General features: G+C 47.4%; 16 protein-coding genes. 13 read left to right on the plus strand and 3 right to left on the minus strand.

Features of this window, described 5'->3' with window-relative positions:
* The first annotated feature begins 6 nt into the window (after positions 1-6).
* From AR688_RS07010 to AR688_RS07025, 4 genes are all read left to right on the plus strand, one after another.
* Entirely contained in the window at positions 7-906 is a 900-nt protein-coding gene (locus tag AR688_RS07010) for a hydroxypyruvate isomerase family protein (RefSeq protein ID WP_068230946.1), read from the plus strand.
* 100 nt (positions 907-1,006) lie between these two features.
* Positions 1,007-2,698, plus strand: coding sequence for a GMC oxidoreductase (locus tag AR688_RS07015; RefSeq protein WP_068230949.1), 1,692 nt, complete (start codon positions 1,007-1,009; stop codon positions 2,696-2,698).
* Between the two features lies 1 nt (position 2,699).
* Positions 2,700-3,251 carry a gluconate 2-dehydrogenase subunit 3 family protein gene (locus tag AR688_RS07020; RefSeq protein ID WP_068230951.1) on the plus strand — a complete coding sequence of 184 codons (552 nt, stop codon included), beginning with the start codon at positions 2,700-2,702 and terminating at the stop codon, positions 3,249-3,251.
* A 56-nt stretch (positions 3,252-3,307) separates the two neighbouring features.
* A complete protein-coding gene (locus tag AR688_RS07025) occupies positions 3,308-4,063 on the plus strand; it encodes a 3-keto-disaccharide hydrolase (RefSeq protein ID WP_068230954.1) in 756 nt (251 codons plus the stop codon).
* Between the two features lie 95 nt (positions 4,064-4,158).
* Here the strand turns inward: AR688_RS07025 and fusA are convergent, their stop codons facing one another.
* A complete protein-coding gene (gene fusA, locus AR688_RS07030; RefSeq protein ID WP_442965987.1) occupies positions 4,159-6,264 on the minus strand; it encodes an elongation factor G in 2,106 nt (701 codons plus the stop codon).
* Between the two features lie 345 nt (positions 6,265-6,609).
* Here fusA and AR688_RS07035 point away from each other — a divergent pair, with 345 nt between their 5' ends.
* Together AR688_RS07035 and murI are read left to right on the plus strand one after the other, a co-directional pair.
* A complete protein-coding gene (locus AR688_RS07035; protein WP_068230960.1) occupies positions 6,610-7,521 on the plus strand; it encodes a TlpA family protein disulfide reductase in 912 nt (303 codons plus the stop codon).
* A 116-nt stretch (positions 7,522-7,637) separates the two neighbouring features.
* Entirely contained in the window at positions 7,638-8,459 is an 822-nt protein-coding gene (gene murI / locus AR688_RS07040; RefSeq protein ID WP_068230962.1) for a glutamate racemase, read from the plus strand.
* 71 nt (positions 8,460-8,530) lie between these two features.
* On the opposite strand, the gene rimO is transcribed toward murI, so the two are convergent.
* Positions 8,531-9,934 (minus strand): 30S ribosomal protein S12 methylthiotransferase RimO, encoded by a 1,404-nt coding sequence (gene rimO / locus AR688_RS07045; RefSeq protein ID WP_068230965.1) that lies wholly within the window; start codon positions 9,932-9,934, stop codon positions 8,531-8,533.
* A gap of 120 nt (positions 9,935-10,054) precedes the next feature.
* Positions 10,055-10,441 (minus strand): helix-turn-helix domain-containing protein, encoded by a 387-nt coding sequence (locus AR688_RS07050; RefSeq protein WP_068230966.1) that lies wholly within the window; start codon positions 10,439-10,441, stop codon positions 10,055-10,057.
* A 251-nt stretch (positions 10,442-10,692) separates the two neighbouring features.
* Here AR688_RS07050 and AR688_RS07055 point away from each other — a divergent pair, with 251 nt between their 5' ends.
* The 7 genes from AR688_RS07055 to AR688_RS07085 all read left to right on the plus strand — a co-directional run bounded on the left by AR688_RS07055 (position 10,693) and on the right by AR688_RS07085 (position 17,166).
* A complete protein-coding gene (locus AR688_RS07055; protein ID WP_068230967.1) occupies positions 10,693-11,850 on the plus strand; it encodes an ATP-binding response regulator in 1,158 nt (385 codons plus the stop codon).
* Positions 11,847-12,500, plus strand: a complete 654-nt coding sequence (locus tag AR688_RS07060; protein ID WP_068230968.1) for a response regulator transcription factor — start codon at positions 11,847-11,849, stop codon at positions 12,498-12,500. Before AR688_RS07055 ends, AR688_RS07060 begins: the two co-directional genes overlap by 4 nt.
* A gap of 132 nt (positions 12,501-12,632) precedes the next feature.
* Complete coding sequence (locus AR688_RS07065; protein WP_068230969.1) at positions 12,633-13,001, plus strand: response regulator; 369 nt, start codon at positions 12,633-12,635, stop codon at positions 12,999-13,001.
* Positions 12,994-14,223: a methyl-accepting chemotaxis protein gene (locus AR688_RS20600; protein WP_068230970.1), complete on the plus strand. Its 1,230-nt coding sequence runs from the start codon at positions 12,994-12,996 to the stop codon at positions 14,221-14,223. The genes AR688_RS07065 and AR688_RS20600 overlap by 8 nt, the downstream gene beginning before the upstream one ends.
* Before the next feature lie 15 nt (positions 14,224-14,238).
* A complete protein-coding gene (locus tag AR688_RS07075; RefSeq protein WP_068230971.1) occupies positions 14,239-14,607 on the plus strand; it encodes a response regulator in 369 nt (122 codons plus the stop codon).
* 13 nt (positions 14,608-14,620) lie between these two features.
* On the plus strand, positions 14,621-14,956 hold the full coding sequence (locus tag AR688_RS07080) for an STAS domain-containing protein (RefSeq protein WP_156420223.1): 336 nt from the start codon (positions 14,621-14,623) through the stop codon (positions 14,954-14,956).
* A complete protein-coding gene (locus AR688_RS07085; RefSeq protein ID WP_068230972.1) occupies positions 14,953-17,166 on the plus strand; it encodes a chemotaxis protein CheA in 2,214 nt (737 codons plus the stop codon). The genes AR688_RS07080 and AR688_RS07085 overlap by 4 nt, the downstream gene beginning before the upstream one ends.
* The last annotated feature ends 176 nt before the right edge of the window (positions 17,167-17,342 follow it).

The following is a 17,342-nucleotide window of genomic DNA, read 5'->3' on the forward strand; positions in this document are numbered from 1 at the left end:
AGCGCCATGAAGCAGCAATTACCCCGCCGTGAACTGTTAAAACAACTGGCCACCGGTGCACTCGGCGCTTCGGTTTTGGGTTCAGGTTTGTTATTTAGTGGTGCTGTGCAGGCTGTGCCCGTTAACAGCGCGCTTAAAGGTAATATCCGCCATTCTGTCAGCCGCTGGACTTACGGTGATTTAGCTATCGAAGAGCTGTGTCTGCTGGTTAAATCGTTAGGCTTTACTGCGATAGATTTAGTTGGGCCGCAAGATTGGCCGGTATTAAAAAAGCATGGCGTTGACAGCTCTATGTGTAACGGCGCTGAGCTTAATCTGGAAGACGGCTGGTCGGATCCGAAGTTTCATTCACAGCTGATAACACGTTACGTAAAACATATAGATTTAGTGGCAGAGGCCGGCTATAAAAACCTGATCTGTTTTAGTGGTAATGCCCGTGGCATGGACAGAGAAACCGCGCTGCAAAACGCCGTACAGGGGTTAAAACAAATACTGCCACAGGCGGAAAAACGCGGGGTAGTGCTGCAAATGGAGCTGTTTAACAGCAAAGTTGATCACCCTGATTATCTGGCAGATAGTTCAGCCTGGGCTATCGAATTGTGTAAACGGCTGAACTCAGAGAATTTTAAGCTGTTGTACGACATTTACCATATGCAGATTATGGAAGGTGACATTATCCGCACTATTAACAACAACCATCAGTATTTCGGCCACTATCACACCGCCGGCGTGCCGGGCCGGCATGAAATTGATGATACGCAGGAGCTGAACTATGCCGCGATAGCCAAAGCGATTCGCGACACCGGCTTTACCGGCTATCTGGCGCAGGAATTTATACCCACAGCCAAAAGCAAAGCCGGCCGAGCACAGGCACTGGCGCAGGCCATTCGTATTTGTGACGTTTAAATCGGGACAAAACGGCCAGACCGTTTTGCCAATTATAATGAAAATAGAACCTTACAGCTGAAGTTTATCAGGGCATAAGGTTTCAACAGGGGGCAACAGCATGACAGTTGCGCAAAATCATTACGACGCCATAGTGGTCGGTTCCGGCATCAGCGGCGGCTGGGCTGCTAAAGAGCTGACCGAAAAAGGCCTGAAAGTATTATTGTTAGAACGTGGCCGGGATATTGAACATATCAAAGGCTATACCAATGCGCATAAAGAAGCGTGGGACTTTCCACACCGCGACAGACCAACCGAAAAAATGAAAGCACTGCATCCGGTGCTGCTGCGGGATTACCCGCTAAATGAAAGCACCTACGGCATGTGGGCCAGCGATCAGGATTCGCCCTATGTGGAGAAAAAACGCTTTGACTGGTTCCGCGGTTACCAGATGGGCGGCCGATCTTTGCTATGGGGCCGCCAAAGTTACCGTTTAAATGAAGTTGATTTTGAAGCCAATTTACGCGAAGGCATAGCGGTGGACTGGCCAATCCGCTATGCCGATATTGCGCCCTGGTATGACTATGTTGAACGTTTCGCCGGTATTTCCGGCAACCGTGATGGCCTGGATGTATTGCCGGATGGCCAGTACCTGCCAGCCTTTGAATTAAATGTGGTAGAGCAGACGGTAGCCGCACGCTTGAAAAAAGCCTTTGGTGGCAGCCGGCATCTGATCTGTGGCCGCACCGCTAATATTTCCCAGCCCAAACCTGAGCAAAACCGGGTCAATTGCCAATACCGCAATAAATGCTGGTTGGGCTGTCCTTTTGGCGCTTATTTCAGTACTCAGTCATCTACGTTGCCTGTGGCGCTGAAAACCGGCAATTTAACCGTGCGGCCGTTTTCTATTGTTACCCAGGTGTTGTACGACAAAGATAAAAAACGCGCCCGTGGTGTTGAGGTGCTGGACAGCGAAACTAATCAGACCTATGAATTTACCAGCAAAATAGTGTTTTTAAACGCTTCTGCTTTTAACTCAACCTGGGTGTTGATGAATTCCGCCACCGATATCTGGCAGGATGGTTTGGGCAGCAGCAGCGGTGAGCTGGGCCACAATGTGATGGACCACCACTTAAATGCCGGTGCCTTTGGTGAAGTTGAGGGCTTTGACGACAAATACTATTTTGGCCGTCGCCCTACCGGTTTTTATATTCCGCGTTTTCGTAACTGGGGCGATGATAAACGCGACTATTTACGTGGTTTTGGTTATCAGGGCGCGGCAAGCCGCCAGGGCTGGCAACGCAACGTGGCAGAGGTAGGCATTGGTGCCGATTTAAAAAATGCGCTGGCAGAGCCGGGCCCCTGGACTATTGGTATGAGTGGCTTTGGTGAAATATTGCCGGATCACAGTAATAAAATTTCGTTAGACCGCACAGTTAAAGATAAATGGGGCTTACCCGTATTGGCGATGGACGCAGAGCTTAAAGCCAACGAAATTAACATGCGTAAAGATATGATGCAGGATGGCATAGATATTCTGGAAGCGGGCGGGGCTAAAAACGTCAGAGGCTTTAACGGAGAATGCCATCCGGGTAAAGGTATTCATGAAATGGGCACCGCCCGGATGGGGCGGGATGCCAAAACGTCGGTATTAAATGGCTTTAACCAGGTATGGGATGCGCCCAATGTGTTTATCACGGATGGCGCCTGTATGACGTCAGCCTCCTGTGTCAATCCGTCGTTAACCTATATGGCGCTAACGGCCCGTGCAGCGGCTTACGCCGTAGACGCACTGAAAAAAGGAGAGCTGTAATATGGACAGGCGTGATGTGTTAAAAATGATTGCAGCAGCCACCGGTATGGCGCTGGTAGGTGGTGATTTATGGGCAGCGGGGCTCAAATCAGCAGATGCCGGTAAAGCGCTGTTTAATCAGGCTGATATTGCTTTTATGGATGAAATTGCCGAAACCATATTGCCAAAAACCACTACGCCGGGGGCGAAAGATGCAGCTTGCGGTGCCATGATGGCGGTGATGGTAGCAGATTGCTATGAGCTGAAATACCAGACGGTATTTTTTGATGGCTTAAAAACAATTAAAGCCTTAGCCAAACAACAGTTTGACAAAGACTTTATGCAACTGACCGCCGCGCAAAAGCATGAGTTACTGTCAGCACTGGATCAGCAGGCCAAGCAGGCTATAGCCAACCCGTTACCGCATTATTTTACCCTGATAAAACAGCTAACGCTGATGGTGTTTTTCACCTCTAAAGTGGGCGCTACTGAAGTGCTGCGTTATGTTGCTATTCCGGGCCGCTATGATGGTAATCTGCCGTATAAAAAAGGCGACCGTGGCTGGGCGACCTGAACCATTTTGTTTGTATTTAACAGGCGGCTGCGGCCGCCTTTTTTAAGGTATTAATGATGAATTATTTACTGATTGGCGCAGCGTTGTCTTTAAGCACAGCTGCTGTTGCAGATACGGATATCAGCAAACTGACTGATGCACAGCGCCATGCATTAGCCGCTAAAACGGAAGTCTGGACACCGGTGCCGCCTGTTGTTGCCGCAGCCGAAGGCCAGGCGCCGTCAGATGCAATACAGCTTTTAGATCAATACTTATCGCAGTGGCAATCGGTTAATACCGGTGCTAAAGCGCAGTGGACTATGGCAGACGGCGTATTAACGGTAAAGCCGGGTACAGGCGATATCCGCACTAAAGCGTCATTTTGCGATGTTCAGCTGCATCTGGAGTGGCGTGCCGGCAATGATCGGATGGATAAAGAAGGCCAGCTGCGCAATAACAGCGGCATTTTTTTGCAGGAAATGTATGAAATTCAGATTTTAGATTCGTACCAGAATAAAACCTACCCAAATGGTCAGGCTGGTGCCGTATATAAACAAACCATACCGTTGGTTAATGCTACCCGACCAACAGGCGACTGGCAGCATTACGATATTATTTACACCGCGCCGCGGTTTGATGCTGAAAAACGTGTATCGCCGGGCTATGTTACCGTGTTGCACAACGGCGTGTTAGTGCAGAATCATACTGAAATTACCGGTACCACCGAATGGATAGGCCAGCCTCAGATAAAAGCCCATGGTTGTCTGCCGCTGAAATTACAAGACCATGGTGATAAGGTTAGCTTTCGTAATATCTGGCTGAGAAAGCTCTGAGCTTAGCGGCGCATTAAATACCGCTACTTCTGCAAAGCCGATAAAAAAAGCCCCGCTGGTTTGCACCGCGGGGCTTTTTACAACCTGCTTACTGCTTAGTTTTTAGCAGCGGCAGCTTTCTTTTCTTTTTCTTTGGCGATAACAGTGTCTGCTACGTTAGTCGGGCACGGTGAGTAGTGCGAGAACTCCATAGAGAACTGACCACGGCCAGATGTCATAGTACGCAGAGTACTGATGTAACCGAACATTTCTGACAGTGGTACGTCAGCTTTGATACGTACGCCAGTTACACCAGCTTCCTGACCAGAGATCATACCGCGACGACGGTTTAAGTCACCGATAACATCACCTACGTGATCTTCTGGTGTAAACACGTCAACTTTCATGATTGGCTCAAGCAGTTGAGCGCCAGCTTTTGGCATGGTTTGACGGAAAGCGCCTTTGGCAGCGATTTCGAACGCGATAGCTGATGAGTCAACAGCGTGGAAACCACCGTCGAATACTTCAACTTCAACGTCTAACACCGGGAAGCCAGCCAGAGTACCGGTTGACATCATAGACTCAAAACCTTTTTCGATAGCAGGCATAAACTCTTTTGGCACGCTACCACCTACAACAGTAGAGGTAAACTTGAAGCCAGAGTTTTGCTCGCCCGGACGAATGCGGTAGTCGATTTTACCGTACTGACCTGAACCACCAGATTGCTTCTTATGGGTGTAGCTGTCTTCGATTTCGCGGGTAATGGTTTCGCGGTAAGCAACCTGTGGTTGGCCTACAACTAACTCAACACCATAAGTACGCTTTAAGATATCTACTTTGATATCTAAGTGCAGTTCGCCCATACCTTTAAGGATGGTTTCACCTGAGTCGATATCAGTTTCAACACGGAAAGTTGGATCTTCAGCAACCATTTTACCGATAGCGATACCCATTTTTTCCACTGAACCTTTGTCTTTTGGCGTAACAGAGATAGAGATTACCGGCTCTGGGAATACCATTGGTTCCAGTGTACAAGGGTGCTTAGGATCACACAGAGTGTGACCAGTCTGGGTGTTATTTTTCATACCCACTAAAGCAATGATGTCACCTGCCTGAGCAGTAGTCAAATCGGTACGGTCGTTAGCCTGCATTTCAACCATACGGCCGATACGCTCAGTTTTACCGGTGAAAGAGTTCAGGATGGTGTCACCCTTGTTCAGTACACCAGAGTAGATACGCACGAAAGTCAGGGCGCCGAAACGGTCATCCATGATCTTGAACGCTAAGGCGCGGAATGGCTCGTCAGCAGAAACAATAGCGTGCTGGCCGGTTTCGTTACCTTCTTCGTCAGTCAGTGGCTGTGGTACAACTTCAGTCGGGCTTGGCAGATAATCAACAACCGCATCTAACAGTAATTGCATACCTTTGTTTTTAAAGGCTGAACCACAGTAAGTTGGGAAGAATGCCAGGTCGCGACAGCCTTTACGGATACAACGTTTGATGTCTTCGATTGAAGGCTCTTCGCCTTCCATGTACGCCATCAACAGGTCGTCGTCTTGCTCTACTGCTGTTTCGATCAGCTGTTGACGGTACATTTCCACGTCATCGGCCATATCGGCAGGTACGTCAGTGATAGTGTAGTTTTCTGGTAAGCCTGTTTCATCCCAGATGTAAGCTTTTTGCGTTAACAGGTCAACCACACCTTTGAAAGTGTCTTCACGGCCGATTGGTAACACCATGATCAGTGGGTTTGCACCCAGAACTTTCTTCACCTGCTCGGTAACGCGGATAAAGTCAGCACCGATACGGTCCAGTTTGTTAACGAAGATCAGACGTGATACTTCAGCATCGTTAGCATAACGCCAGTTGGTTTCTGACTGAGGCTCAACACCGCCAGAACCACAGAATACACCTACACCGCCATCTAATACTTTCAGTGAACGGTAAACTTCAACAGTGAAGTCAACGTGGCCCGGGGTATCGATAACGTTGAAACGGTAGCCTTTCCAGAAACAGCTTACTGCTGCTGACTGGATAGTAATACCGCGCTCAGCTTCCTGTTCCATAAAGTCAGTTGTTGATTCACCTTCGTGAACTTCACCTAACTTATGGATCTTACCGGTCAGTTTCAGGATACGCTCGGTAGTAGTGGTTTTGCCGGCATCAACGTGGGCGAAGATACCAATGTTTCTGTATAAGGATAAATCTGCTGACATAGTAATCTCAATAAGCTAGGGTTTGAAAATAGTGCGACAATATACAGGATTTTAAATCGATTTGCCCGAAAAAAAATTACAACAGCGGATGAATTTTTTGTCTCTGTAGCAAATTATTTGCAGATCCACAGGTGCATGGTGCGTGAAAACCCAATGTAGCATTAGTGCGAGTATGGTTTAGCTTAGTTTGTGGCCGAAGTGCCTGCACGTTTTGGCTTACTACTTGATGTCCTATCTGTTTTTTGCCTTTTTGTATCTTTTCAATAGGGGGTAACTGACTACACTAAGCCACGAAGTACCGTGCCAAAAAGCGATGTGTGTCTGACAAAATCAGGTCTAATTGAGGTGAATATGTTGGTAAGAATACTGTATCTGATAACAACGGCGTTATTCAGTTTGTCTGGGCAGGCTCAAAGCTACAACGATATAGCACTGCAGCAATTTAATACCGCAGATCAGGTTACGCTTGGCAGCCTGGATCCTGATAAGCCGACGTACCTGAAAATGTGGGCCACCTGGTGTAAACCCTGTATGGAGCAAATGCCGCATTTTGCAAAATTGCAGCATAAGTTTGCCGATAAAGTGAATATTATCGCGGTAAATATCAATATTAATGAAGACAGTACTAAAATCGCTGAGGTGATTAAACGCTACGGCCTGACAATGCCGGTATGGTTGGACAACGAAGGCCAGCTTGGGGTGGCATTAGGGCTAACAGGTACGCCATACAGTGTGCTGATCAACACCGATGGCAAAGTGGTGTATAGCACGCATGAGTCAGACGACAAGCTGGATCGCTTTATCAGCATGCTGGCAAAAGGGCAGAAATTGCAAAATGCCACCACAGATGTGATCAGTACCCAACAAAAGCAGGTATTACTGCAGCCCTGGCAACAGGGTGAGCACCTGCTGTTTTTTACAGCAACCTGGTGCGATTGGTATCTACTTGATTCCCGGCCAGAAATGGCCAGCAAATGTAAGCAGGCACAAATGGGGCTGAATGCCTTGCAGCAACGGTTGCCAGCACAGCCCTGGCATGGTGTGGTCAATCATTTGTGGACCGATCAGCAGGCGCTACAGGACTTTATTACGCAGTATAATATGCAACTGTCTTTTAGCATTGATACCGCTGGAGTGTTGTTTAATGCTTTTAATATCAGAAGTATTCCTACATTACTAAAGCTAAAAGATGGCAAAATACTCATCAGAATAACTGACTTTACTGATGAAGATGTGGTTGTTCAGCAACTGTCTGGTCAATAGTATTTATGCTGGTTACATCAAGGCTACCCCCGCGCCGTCTTTTATCGGCGCTATTTATCTGTGCTATTTAATAGCGCGATACAGAGCAATTAACATTTTCAGGAAGTGCTGCCTAAATGGGAAATAAAGTATCTGGCAACCAGGCAGCAATAGGCATTTTTGACTCTGGTATTGGCGGTTTATCTGTAGCACTGGCGGTACGGCAGCTGTTACCCAACGAAAGCCTTATTAATGTCGCCGATACCGGCCACGCGCCTTACGGCGAAAAAACTGACGATTATATCTACCAGCGTATGCACAGCATTAGTCAGCATTTAGTTAACTGCGGTGTTAAAGCTATTGTTGTGGCCTGTAATACGGCAACCACTGCTGCCATTACAAAGTTGAGGGCGCAGTATGCATTGCCGGTAATTGGTGTAGAGCCAGGCGTAAAACCAGCGGTGCTTGCCAGCAAAACAGGCGTTGTCGGCGTATTAGCAACCCCCAGAACATTACTGACACCGTCTTTTGCTAAATTGGCACAACGGTTTGCAACTCAGGCAACAGTGCTGCTGCAACCTTGCCCCGAGCTGGTGCCATTAATAGAGGCGTTGGATTTTAGTGGCAACCAAATGAGGGTATTGCTGAAAAGTTATATTCAACCGCTGTTAGATAAAGGCGCCGACACTCTGGTGTTGGGCTGTACGCATTATAATTTTGTCGCAAATACAATCGCCGAAATAGCCGGGCCTGACGTCAGCATTATCCGCACCGAAATGGCAGTAGCTAAGGAGTTGCAACGCCGCTTGACTGAGGCTGCTTTACTAAACACTGATTTAATAAATAACGGTGCAGGCAAAGCGACAGAAATATTTTATACCAGCGGCAATATCGATATTTTTAACACTCAGCTGCAGTGTTTATGGGGGAGTGCGGTAAAAGCGCAGCAGAACTGGTGATTAAGCATAGTAAACATGACAAACAGGCAGCCGGGGCTGCCTGTTTGACGTTAAGCTAACTTGCTAAGCTGTTATTCTGCTACCGAAGCCCATAAGTCATACTCATCGGCTTCTTCAACCACGGCATCAATCACATCACCGGGTTTAACGCTGGTTAAACCGTTTAAGTACACGGCGCCGTCAATTTCCGGCGCATCGGCAAAACTGCGGCCAATAGCGCCTTCGTCGTCTACTTCATCAATCAGCACTTTAATGGTTTTGCCAATCTTAGCTTGCAAGCGGGCACTGCTGATAGCTTGCTGGGTTTGCATAAAACGGTGGTAACGGTCTTCCATTACTTCTTCTGCTACCGGATCTGGCAAGTCGTTGGCTTTGGCACCCTCTACCGGGCTGTATTTAAAGCAACCGACGCGATCTAACTGCGCTTCCTGTAACCAGTCAAGCAGCATCTGGAACTCTTCTTCAGTTTCACCGGGGAAGCCGACGATAAAGGTGGAGCGGATGGTTAGCTCCGGGCAGATCTCACGCCATTTTTTAATCCGCTCTAATACGCGATCGGCCTGGCCGGGGCGTTTCATCAGTTTTAATATGCGCGGGCTGGCATGCTGAAACGGAATATCCAAATACGGCAGTACTTTACCCTGCGCCATCAGCGGGATAATGTCATCTACGTGTGGGTAGGGGTAAACATAGTGCAAGCGTACCCAGATACCCATATCGCCAAGTGCTTCACACAGTGACTGCATCGAGGTTTTAACCGGTGAGCCGTTCCAGAAGCCGGTGCGGTGTTTTACATCCACGCCATAAGCGCTGGTGTCTTGTGAAATAATCAGCAGCTCTTTTACACCGGCATTTTTCAGCCGCTGTGCTTCGTCCAGCACTTCGCCAACCGGACGGCTGACTAAATCACCACGCATTGACGGAATAATGCAGAAGGTACAGCGGTGGTTACAGCCTTCAGAAATTTTTAAATAGGCATAATGCTTAGGTGTTAATTTAACGCCATGATCCGGCACCAGCATGGTAAACGGGTCATATTTAGGCTTAGGCACAAATTCATGCACCTGCTTTAATACGTTTTCATAAGAGTGCGGGCCGGTAATACCCAGTACATTAGGGTGCACCTGACGGATTTCATCTTCGCGCGCGCCCAGACAGCCGGTAACAATCACTTTGCCGTTCTCGGCTAAGGCTTCGCCAATGGTATCTAACGATTCCTGCACCGCCGAGTCGATAAAACCGCAGGTGTTAACGATTACCAACTGGGCATCGTCATAGCTTGGCACTATGTTATAGCCCTCGCTTTTTAGCTGGGTAAGAATGCGCTCGGAATCGACCAGGTTTTTCGGGCAGCCCAGTGACACGAAACCTATAGTATTACCTTTGCCGGCACCGGCTTTAGCTTGCTCGGCTAAGGCTTTGGTTGCGGTATCCAAAGTGGTGGTTTGCGTCGGGTCAAAGGTTTGTACTGTCATAGTGTCTCTTAAAGTTGGCGTAGCCGGAAAAAAGTCGGCGGATTATACCTGAATCCGGCTAAAGATACAGAGCGGGCTGTGCAAAAAACAAACAGATATAAACAGTGGTGGCTGCTGGCGTTACTCTTTACGTTGCCAGCGGTGTAATGCTTTTAATTGCTCAAGTAACAGCGCCTTGTTGTCGCTATTAAGTTCATGGAACAGTTTAAGCAGAATTTGTGCTTCAGATGTCAGTAATAACTGGCTGGTTTGTACTGTTAGCCCGGCTTTATTTGTGTCGCATAGTTGCCCGTCTGGCAAATTCGGGTGTTCACAGGCTGCGTATAGCTGTGACGGTGTGGTATTTAACGCGGTTGCCAGCTTTACCAGTAACCTTTGGGATGGCTGGCGCTGGCCTTTTTCTATGCGAGACACATTGCTGGTAGCAATATCCGCTTCCAGAGCCAGTTGTTCTTGTGTCAATTTGCGCTGAATACGCAAAATTCGTATGGCGTGCCCAATATGCATGGTGAGGATTATCCGGCTGATTTTGCCCTATTGGCAAAACCTCAGGGGCAATTTGCTTGACACTTTGTTCCTATTAGGCAATATTCAGATTATTATGTGTCTTACAGGCAAATGATATTAAGTATTACGTAAGTGTTGCAAATGTTGGATCAAAAGTATGGATATAAGCAATCTAACTTTAACCGCACAAATGGCATAGCAGTGTGGATCCTTCTTTGGGTATTACTATAAGGAAATAAAACAGATGTTATATGATGGCAAATACTGATAAAGCTTATTGCCTTGATATTCTTATAATTGAGGATATTCCTGCTCCTTTAGCATCATTAGCTGATCTTATGGCTGACAATGGCTACCATGTGCGCCAGTGCCGCGACGGTAAAGAGGCATGGCGCTTATTGCAAACGGACATCCCTGCATTAATTTTGCTTGATGTACAAAGCACTGAAATGACGGGATATGACATTTGTCGGCAGCTAAAAGCAAAACTTAACACGGCTATACCGGTAATTTTTATTTCTGCATCGCATGATATCCAAAGTATTAAACTGGCTTTTGAGCAGCATGTCGTGGATTACATTGTAAAGCCCTATGATGCCACTGAGCTGCTATCGCGAGTAAAAATGCATCTTAAAATCCGCGCTTTGCAGTTACACCAGGGTATAAACGGTGCAGATCAAGCGCAGTTGCTGCAAATAGAAATTGCCCTGCGCAGGCAGGCTGAAGCCGGGTTGCTTGCCTCACGGCAGCAGTTACGCCAGCTTACCGGCCATTTGCAAACCATACGTGAAGAAGAGCGTGCCCGTATAGCGCGTGAAATTCATGACGAACTGGGGCAGTCACTCACGGTAGCCAGTATTGACTTGGTCAAGCTTAAAAACCATGTTGCAGCTCAATCCTGCGACATCGAACAACACATTGACGATATTGTTGAAGTGCTGGAAGACGCGGCGAATACTGCGCGGGCTATCTCAGAAAACCTGCGTCCCGGGATGCTGGATATTCTTGGCCTAGGGCCGGCAATAGAGCACCACGTGCAGCGTTTCAGTGCCAGAACCGGTATTTGCTGCAAGCTAAGTATGACGAATGACGGCGATTTTGCCGTGACAGAGCAAATCAGCATAGCGGTGTTTCGTATAGTACAGGAAGCGTTAACCAATGTAGCACGCCATGCTCAGGCGAGACATATTACTATTCAGCTGGCCGATCTGGGCCGCGAACTGATGCTGATAGTGCAGGATGATGGCCGGGGCATGCCCTCTGAGCCGAGCCCGCAAAGACACTTTGGCTTGTTAGGTATGAGAGAGCGCGTAGCCTTGCTTGGCGGGCAAATAGCTATAGGCAGTAAAGAGGGCAAAGGTACCCGGATTGAGGCCTGTATACCTTTTAGCAATGAGGTAACGGCGTGATTCGGGTGCTAATGGCAGACGACCACCCGTTGGTAAGAGCCGGGCTGAAATATCTGCTTGCTGGCTGCAGCGATATTCAGCTGATGGCTGAAGTTGATAATGGTAACGAGCTGGTAAAACGGCTAAGCCATACTCAGGTTGATGTGATATTAGTAGATTTACTGATGCCAGGGCGCAGTGGTGTTGAGCTGATCAAGCAGATAAAAGCCGAATATCCGCGTTTGCCGGTGGTGGTGCTTAGCTCATATAAAGAAGACATGTTTGCCCTACGTACTATTAAAGCCGGTGCCTCAGGTTATATCTGCAAAGATCATGCGGCTGAGCGGCTTATTGACGCTATTCGCAAAGTAGCCGCTGGTGGTGTGTTTATTAGTGACGAAGTATTACGGCTAATTGCAAACGATCTGCACACACCTGTCCAGTCAATGGCACCGCATACGTTGCTATCTGATCGCGAATATCAGATATTTTTGCTTATTGTTGCTGGCTTTAGCCCCTGTGAAATAGCTGACCGGTTAAATATCAGTGTTAAAACAATAAGTACACATAAAACCCGCATTAAAGAGAAAACAAAGCTAGCCAATACGTCTGATTTTGTTCGCTATGCGTTAAATCATAAACTTTCACTGGAAAGCATTGCGAGTTTATAGCCTTGTTTTCTCAGGGTAGGAATTTTCCTACCCTTGCCCCGGTAAGAATCCTACAGTTTAAATCAGCACTCTGCTGATAGTTATCTTTCAATAAAAAACTCATCATATGGCTACTAATTTAGGAGCAATGTGATGAATGTCTTTCTGGTTGAGGATTCACCCAATATCAGAAGTCTTATTCGCCTCTGTATCGAGAATATTGGCGGGCGCATTGCCGGAGAAGCTGATAGCCAGCAACAGGCAATCACTGAGGTATGTCTGCTTAAACCAGATATTGTCATCATTGATTTGTGGTTGCGTGAGGGGAGTGGCTTTATGGTTATTCAGGCACTGAGAGCACAATTGCCGGACGTCATACTTATTGTTCTGAGCGGACAAAAAAGTAGCCAGATGGAAGCCATATGTTTAAAGCATGGTGCAGATTATTACTTTGAAAAATCTGCATCCTGCTATGTTCAGTTAGAACAATTATTAAAAGGCTTTGCAGAGCGTTATGTTTAAAGTTGATGCAGTGAAAAATGACAGCGGTGGTAGTGGCTTAGCCATTTGGCTTTTGCCGCTATATTTATCGTTAATCAGTATTATTGTGCTTTTTATTGTTGCTGGCTGGAGCTTTTTAGTCTTTCTGGCGGCATGTTTTTTATTGTGTGCCGGTGGCGTTATGTGCTGGCTGCTGAAAAACAGCATCAGTAAACTTGTTAGTGTTAACGCCAGCCAGGCTAAGCTGCAGGCAGAGCAGCAGTTTGAACAGAATGCCCGGCAGTTTCTGACCAGCTTAAATAGCGTTGAAGGTGATGTGGCCGCCGTGTGGGCACGGCAAATTGAAACAGGCCGTGCACATAGCGAACAATCTGTTGTAGAGCTGGTAGGACGTTTTCACGCTATTGTGCAAAACCTTGAAGACACCGTGCGGCTGTCTGATTCAAACCAGGAAGACAGTGAAAATACTAATGCTATTCAGGTGCTTAATACCAGCTCTGAAAAGCTGCATTCCATGGTTCACTCGTTAAAAGAAGCCATGAGTAACCGGGATGCACTGCTGCAACAAGTGGGGCAACTGGTAAGTTACATTGATGATTTAAAAAGCATGGCAACAGCTGTTGCCAATATTGCCGACCAAACCAATCTGCTGGCACTAAACGCTGCCATAGAAGCTGCCAGAGCTGGCGATAGTGGCCGTGGTTTTTCTGTTGTGGCGGCCGAGGTACGTGCATTGTCTAACCGCTCTGGTGAAACCGGGCGCCGTATCAGCGACACAGTAAATACCATTAGCAGTGCCATTTCCGGTGCATTTTCTTCAGCTGAGAGCTTTGCCAGCCAGGATGTGTCGCGTGTGCAAAATGCTGAGCAGGACATTAACACAGTACTCAATGACTTTAAGTTGCTTACCGATCATTTAAATGCATCGGCCGACGAATTACGCGGAGCCAGCATCGGCATTAAATCTGAAATAGCGCAGTCATTGGTGCATTTACAGTTTCAGGACCGTGTCAGCCAAATTCTCAGCCATGTGCGGGACAATATTTTGTTATTTCCGGACGCGTTTGCGCAAAGCGCTGCGCTGTTTCAGCAACAAGGAAAACTGGTGCCGATTGACTGGACAAGTTTGCTTGATGAACTGATGAAATCTTATGCAACAGAAGAGGAACTGGCAAACCATGGCCAGTTATCCACCAGCAAGACAAGCAGCACTGACAGTTCAGATGACTTAGTGTTTTTTTAAGGAGAAAACTCAGTTATGGCAAAGACTATTATGATTGTGGACGATTCTGCCTCTTTGCGTCAGGTAGTGTCTATCGCACTGATAGGTGCCGGTTATGACGTGATTGAGGGCTGTGATGGCAAGGATGCACTTAGCAAACTACAAGGCCAGAAAATTAGCCTGATAGTCAGTGACGTTAATATGCCGAATATGGACGGCATTACTATGGTGCAGGAAATTAAAAAGCTGCCCGCCTATAAATTTACACCGATTATTATGCTGACCACAGAATCTGCGGACGACAAAAAGGCCGCCGGGCAGGCTGCAGGGGCAAAAGCCTGGATGGTTAAACCCTTTAAGCCGGAACAACTGTTGATGGCCGTTTCAAAACTCGTGCAGCCATAAGAGGGCGCACAGAATGAATCGCAGCAAAGACAACGCTAGCCTGATGTTTTGTCCGCAAGGGGATTTAACCATTTATACCGCGCAGCAGCACAAAGAACAGTTGTTGCTGGCAATGAATAACCAGGCACCGGTGCAGATTAATTTAGCTGAAGTAACCGACATCGACACTGCAGGGTTGCAACTGCTGATATTAGCTAAGCGGGAGTCATTACGGCGTAATATTGCTTTGAACATCACCGGCCATACCCGCGTAGTAATCGATGTTATTGAGCTGTGCAATTTGTCTGGTTTTTTCGGCGATCCGGTATTTATTCCCTCGGATACTTCAGACAAAGGAACATCAGCATGAACATGGAACAGGCATTTCAGACCTTTCTGGCAGAAAGTACTGAGTTACTGCAAGACATGGAAAACAAATTGCTGGGGTTTGATAACTGCGACGACCCGGCCGAGTCGGTGAACTCAATCTTTCGCGCTGTGCACACCATTAAAGGCTCTGCCGGTTTATTTGGCCTGGACGATATTGTTGCCTTTACGCATGTGGTTGAAAGTGTGTTAGATGAGGTGCGCTCGGGTAGCTTTGTGCTGGATGAGCCGCTGATCAACCTGCTGCTGCAATGCAAAGACTATATCGGCAAGATGGTTGACTCCATCGATGGCGAGGCGGTGTTAATGGCGCCGGAGGATTTGCCGGTGCAAGCTGCGCTGGAAGACGCGCTGTTTGCTTATCTGAATACAGAACACAGTACATCGGCTGCCACAGCGTTAGTGGGTATTGATGATGCCGATAACTACCAAAGCGTATCAGTGATTGAATCTGACAGCGCTATGGCCAATGAAAACTGGCATATTTCGGTGTATTTCGGTGCTGATGTATTACGTAACGGCATGGACCCGCTATCGTTTTTGCGCTACCTCGCTACACTTGGCGACATTGTGCATATTGAAACCGTAACCGACGATTTGCCCGGCATTGAAGATATGGATGCAGAGAGTTGTTATCTCGGTTATGAAATAAACTTTCACAGTAGCGCCAGCAAAAGCCAGATAGAAGATGTGTTTGAGTTTGTGCGAGAAGACTGCCAACTGAAAATTTTACCTCCCTACGCCAAAGTTAGCGACTTCATTGAAATTATTGACAATATCCAAAATGATGAACTTAAGCTGGGCGAAATTCTGGTGCGTTGCGGCACCTTAACCCAACGTGAGCTGGATAACCTGCTGCAGATGCAAAATGCGGTAAAAGAGGGTGGTACGCATCGCCTTATTGGTGAAATTGTTGTAGAGGATGGCCTGGCCAGCTCTGAGGTGGTGACGGCTGCTTTGCATAGGCAAGCGCAGGGGAAAAAAGCTAAAGAAAAACAAGCGCAAACCGTGCGGGTAGATGCCGAAAAACTGGATCACCTGATAAACCTGATTGGCGAACTGGTTATTGCCAGTGCTGGTATAGAGTCTGAGACTCACTTAGCCGGTATTGCCAGTTTAGTGGAGTCGGCGCAAACCATGACGCGTCTGGTTGAAGAGGTGCGGGAAAGCGCGCTTAACTTGCGCATGGTGCAAATTGGCGAAACTTTTAACCGCTTTCAGCGTGTGGTACGGGACGTATCTAAAGAGCTGGGTAAGGATATCGATTTACAGATTGATGGTGCAGATACCGAACTGGATAAAACCGTGATTGAAAAAATCAGTGATCCGTTAATGCATCTGGTACGCAATTCTATTGATCACGGTATTGAATCTCCGGCATTAAGATCGCAGCGCAACAAACCTGCTACCGGCAATGTAAAGCTAAACGCTTACCATGAATCCGGCACTATCGTGATTGAAGTTTCCGACGACGGTGGTGGCCTGAACCGGGAAAAAATCCTGCAAAAAGCCCGTGCAAATGGCCTGGTCAGTGCTGAGGCAGAATTATCTGCACACGATATTAATCAACTGATTTTTGAAGCCGGGTTTTCTACTGCCGAGGCTGTCAGCAACATTTCCGGCCGTGGCGTTGGCATGGATGTAGTGCGGCGCAATATTGAAGCGCTGCGCGGTACCGTTGAAATAGACAGTGAATACACCGTTGGCACCACCATACGCATACGCTTGCCACTGACATTAGCCATTATTGACGGCTTTATGATGAAAGTAGGCGACGCTTTCTACGTGGTGCCGCTTGATATCGTTGAAGAATGTATTGAGCTTAATGCCAACCACAGTGTTGGGCATGACGGCAGAAGCTATATCAATCTGCGGGGTGAGGTGCTGCCATTTATCCGCCTGGGAGACTATTTCTGCCAGTCGGGCAGTAATGCAAAGCGCGAAAATATTGTTGTTATCAAGTACGGCAGTTTAAAAGCCGGCTTTGTTGTTGATGAACTGATGGGGGAATTTCAGACGGTGATCAAGCCGCTGGGGCCTCTGTTTGAACGTGTACCCGGGATCAGCGGCTCCACTATTTTGGGCAGTGGTGAGGTGGCATTAATTCTGGATGCATCGTCGTTAATTCATTTAGTTATGCAACGTGATGGTAAGGCTATATCTGCTGCGGCTCAGCAGTCTGCTTTACATTAATTCACTCACCACTTTAGCGAGTACAAACAGGTATACATGGAGTTTTATCAATGAAAAATTTAAGCGTAAAAGCCAAGCTGACATTGCTGATGGCAATAGCAGTGTTGGCATTATTAATTACCAGTGGCGTTGGTGTTATGGGGTTGCAAGCAACCACAGACTCTATAGAAACTATT

It is taken from the genome of Rheinheimera sp. EpRS3, assembly GCF_001513785.1.
GTDB lineage: Bacteria > Pseudomonadota > Gammaproteobacteria > Enterobacterales > Alteromonadaceae > Alishewanella.

Bases quoted from the DNA above. Each gene is read 5' to 3' on its own strand.
- rimO (WP_068230965.1), bottom strand. From the start codon at position 9,934: ATGACAGTACAAACCTTTGACCCGACGCAAACCACCACTTTGGATACC.
- AR688_RS20600 (WP_068230970.1), top strand. From the start codon at position 12,994: ATGTTTAAAGTTGATGCAGTGAAAAATGACAGCGGTGGTAGTGGCTTA.
- murI (WP_068230962.1), top strand. From the start codon at position 7,638: ATGGGAAATAAAGTATCTGGCAACCAGGCAGCAATAGGCATTTTTGAC.
- AR688_RS07050 (WP_068230966.1), bottom strand. From the start codon at position 10,441: ATGCATATTGGGCACGCCATACGAATTTTGCGTATTCAGCGCAAATTG.
- AR688_RS07035 (WP_068230960.1), top strand. From the start codon at position 6,610: ATGTTGGTAAGAATACTGTATCTGATAACAACGGCGTTATTCAGTTTG.
- AR688_RS07020 (WP_068230951.1), top strand. From the start codon at position 2,700: ATGGACAGGCGTGATGTGTTAAAAATGATTGCAGCAGCCACCGGTATG.
- AR688_RS07010 (WP_068230946.1), top strand. From the start codon at position 7: ATGAAGCAGCAATTACCCCGCCGTGAACTGTTAAAACAACTGGCCACC.
- AR688_RS07055 (WP_068230967.1), top strand. From the start codon at position 10,693: ATGATGGCAAATACTGATAAAGCTTATTGCCTTGATATTCTTATAATT.
- AR688_RS07065 (WP_068230969.1), top strand. From the start codon at position 12,633: ATGAATGTCTTTCTGGTTGAGGATTCACCCAATATCAGAAGTCTTATT.
- AR688_RS07075 (WP_068230971.1), top strand. From the start codon at position 14,239: ATGGCAAAGACTATTATGATTGTGGACGATTCTGCCTCTTTGCGTCAG.
- AR688_RS07015 (WP_068230949.1), top strand. From the start codon at position 1,007: ATGACAGTTGCGCAAAATCATTACGACGCCATAGTGGTCGGTTCCGGC.
- AR688_RS07085 (WP_068230972.1), top strand. From the start codon at position 14,953: ATGAACATGGAACAGGCATTTCAGACCTTTCTGGCAGAAAGTACTGAG.
- AR688_RS07025 (WP_068230954.1), top strand. From the start codon at position 3,308: ATGAATTATTTACTGATTGGCGCAGCGTTGTCTTTAAGCACAGCTGCT.
- AR688_RS07080 (WP_156420223.1), top strand. From the start codon at position 14,621: ATGAATCGCAGCAAAGACAACGCTAGCCTGATGTTTTGTCCGCAAGGG.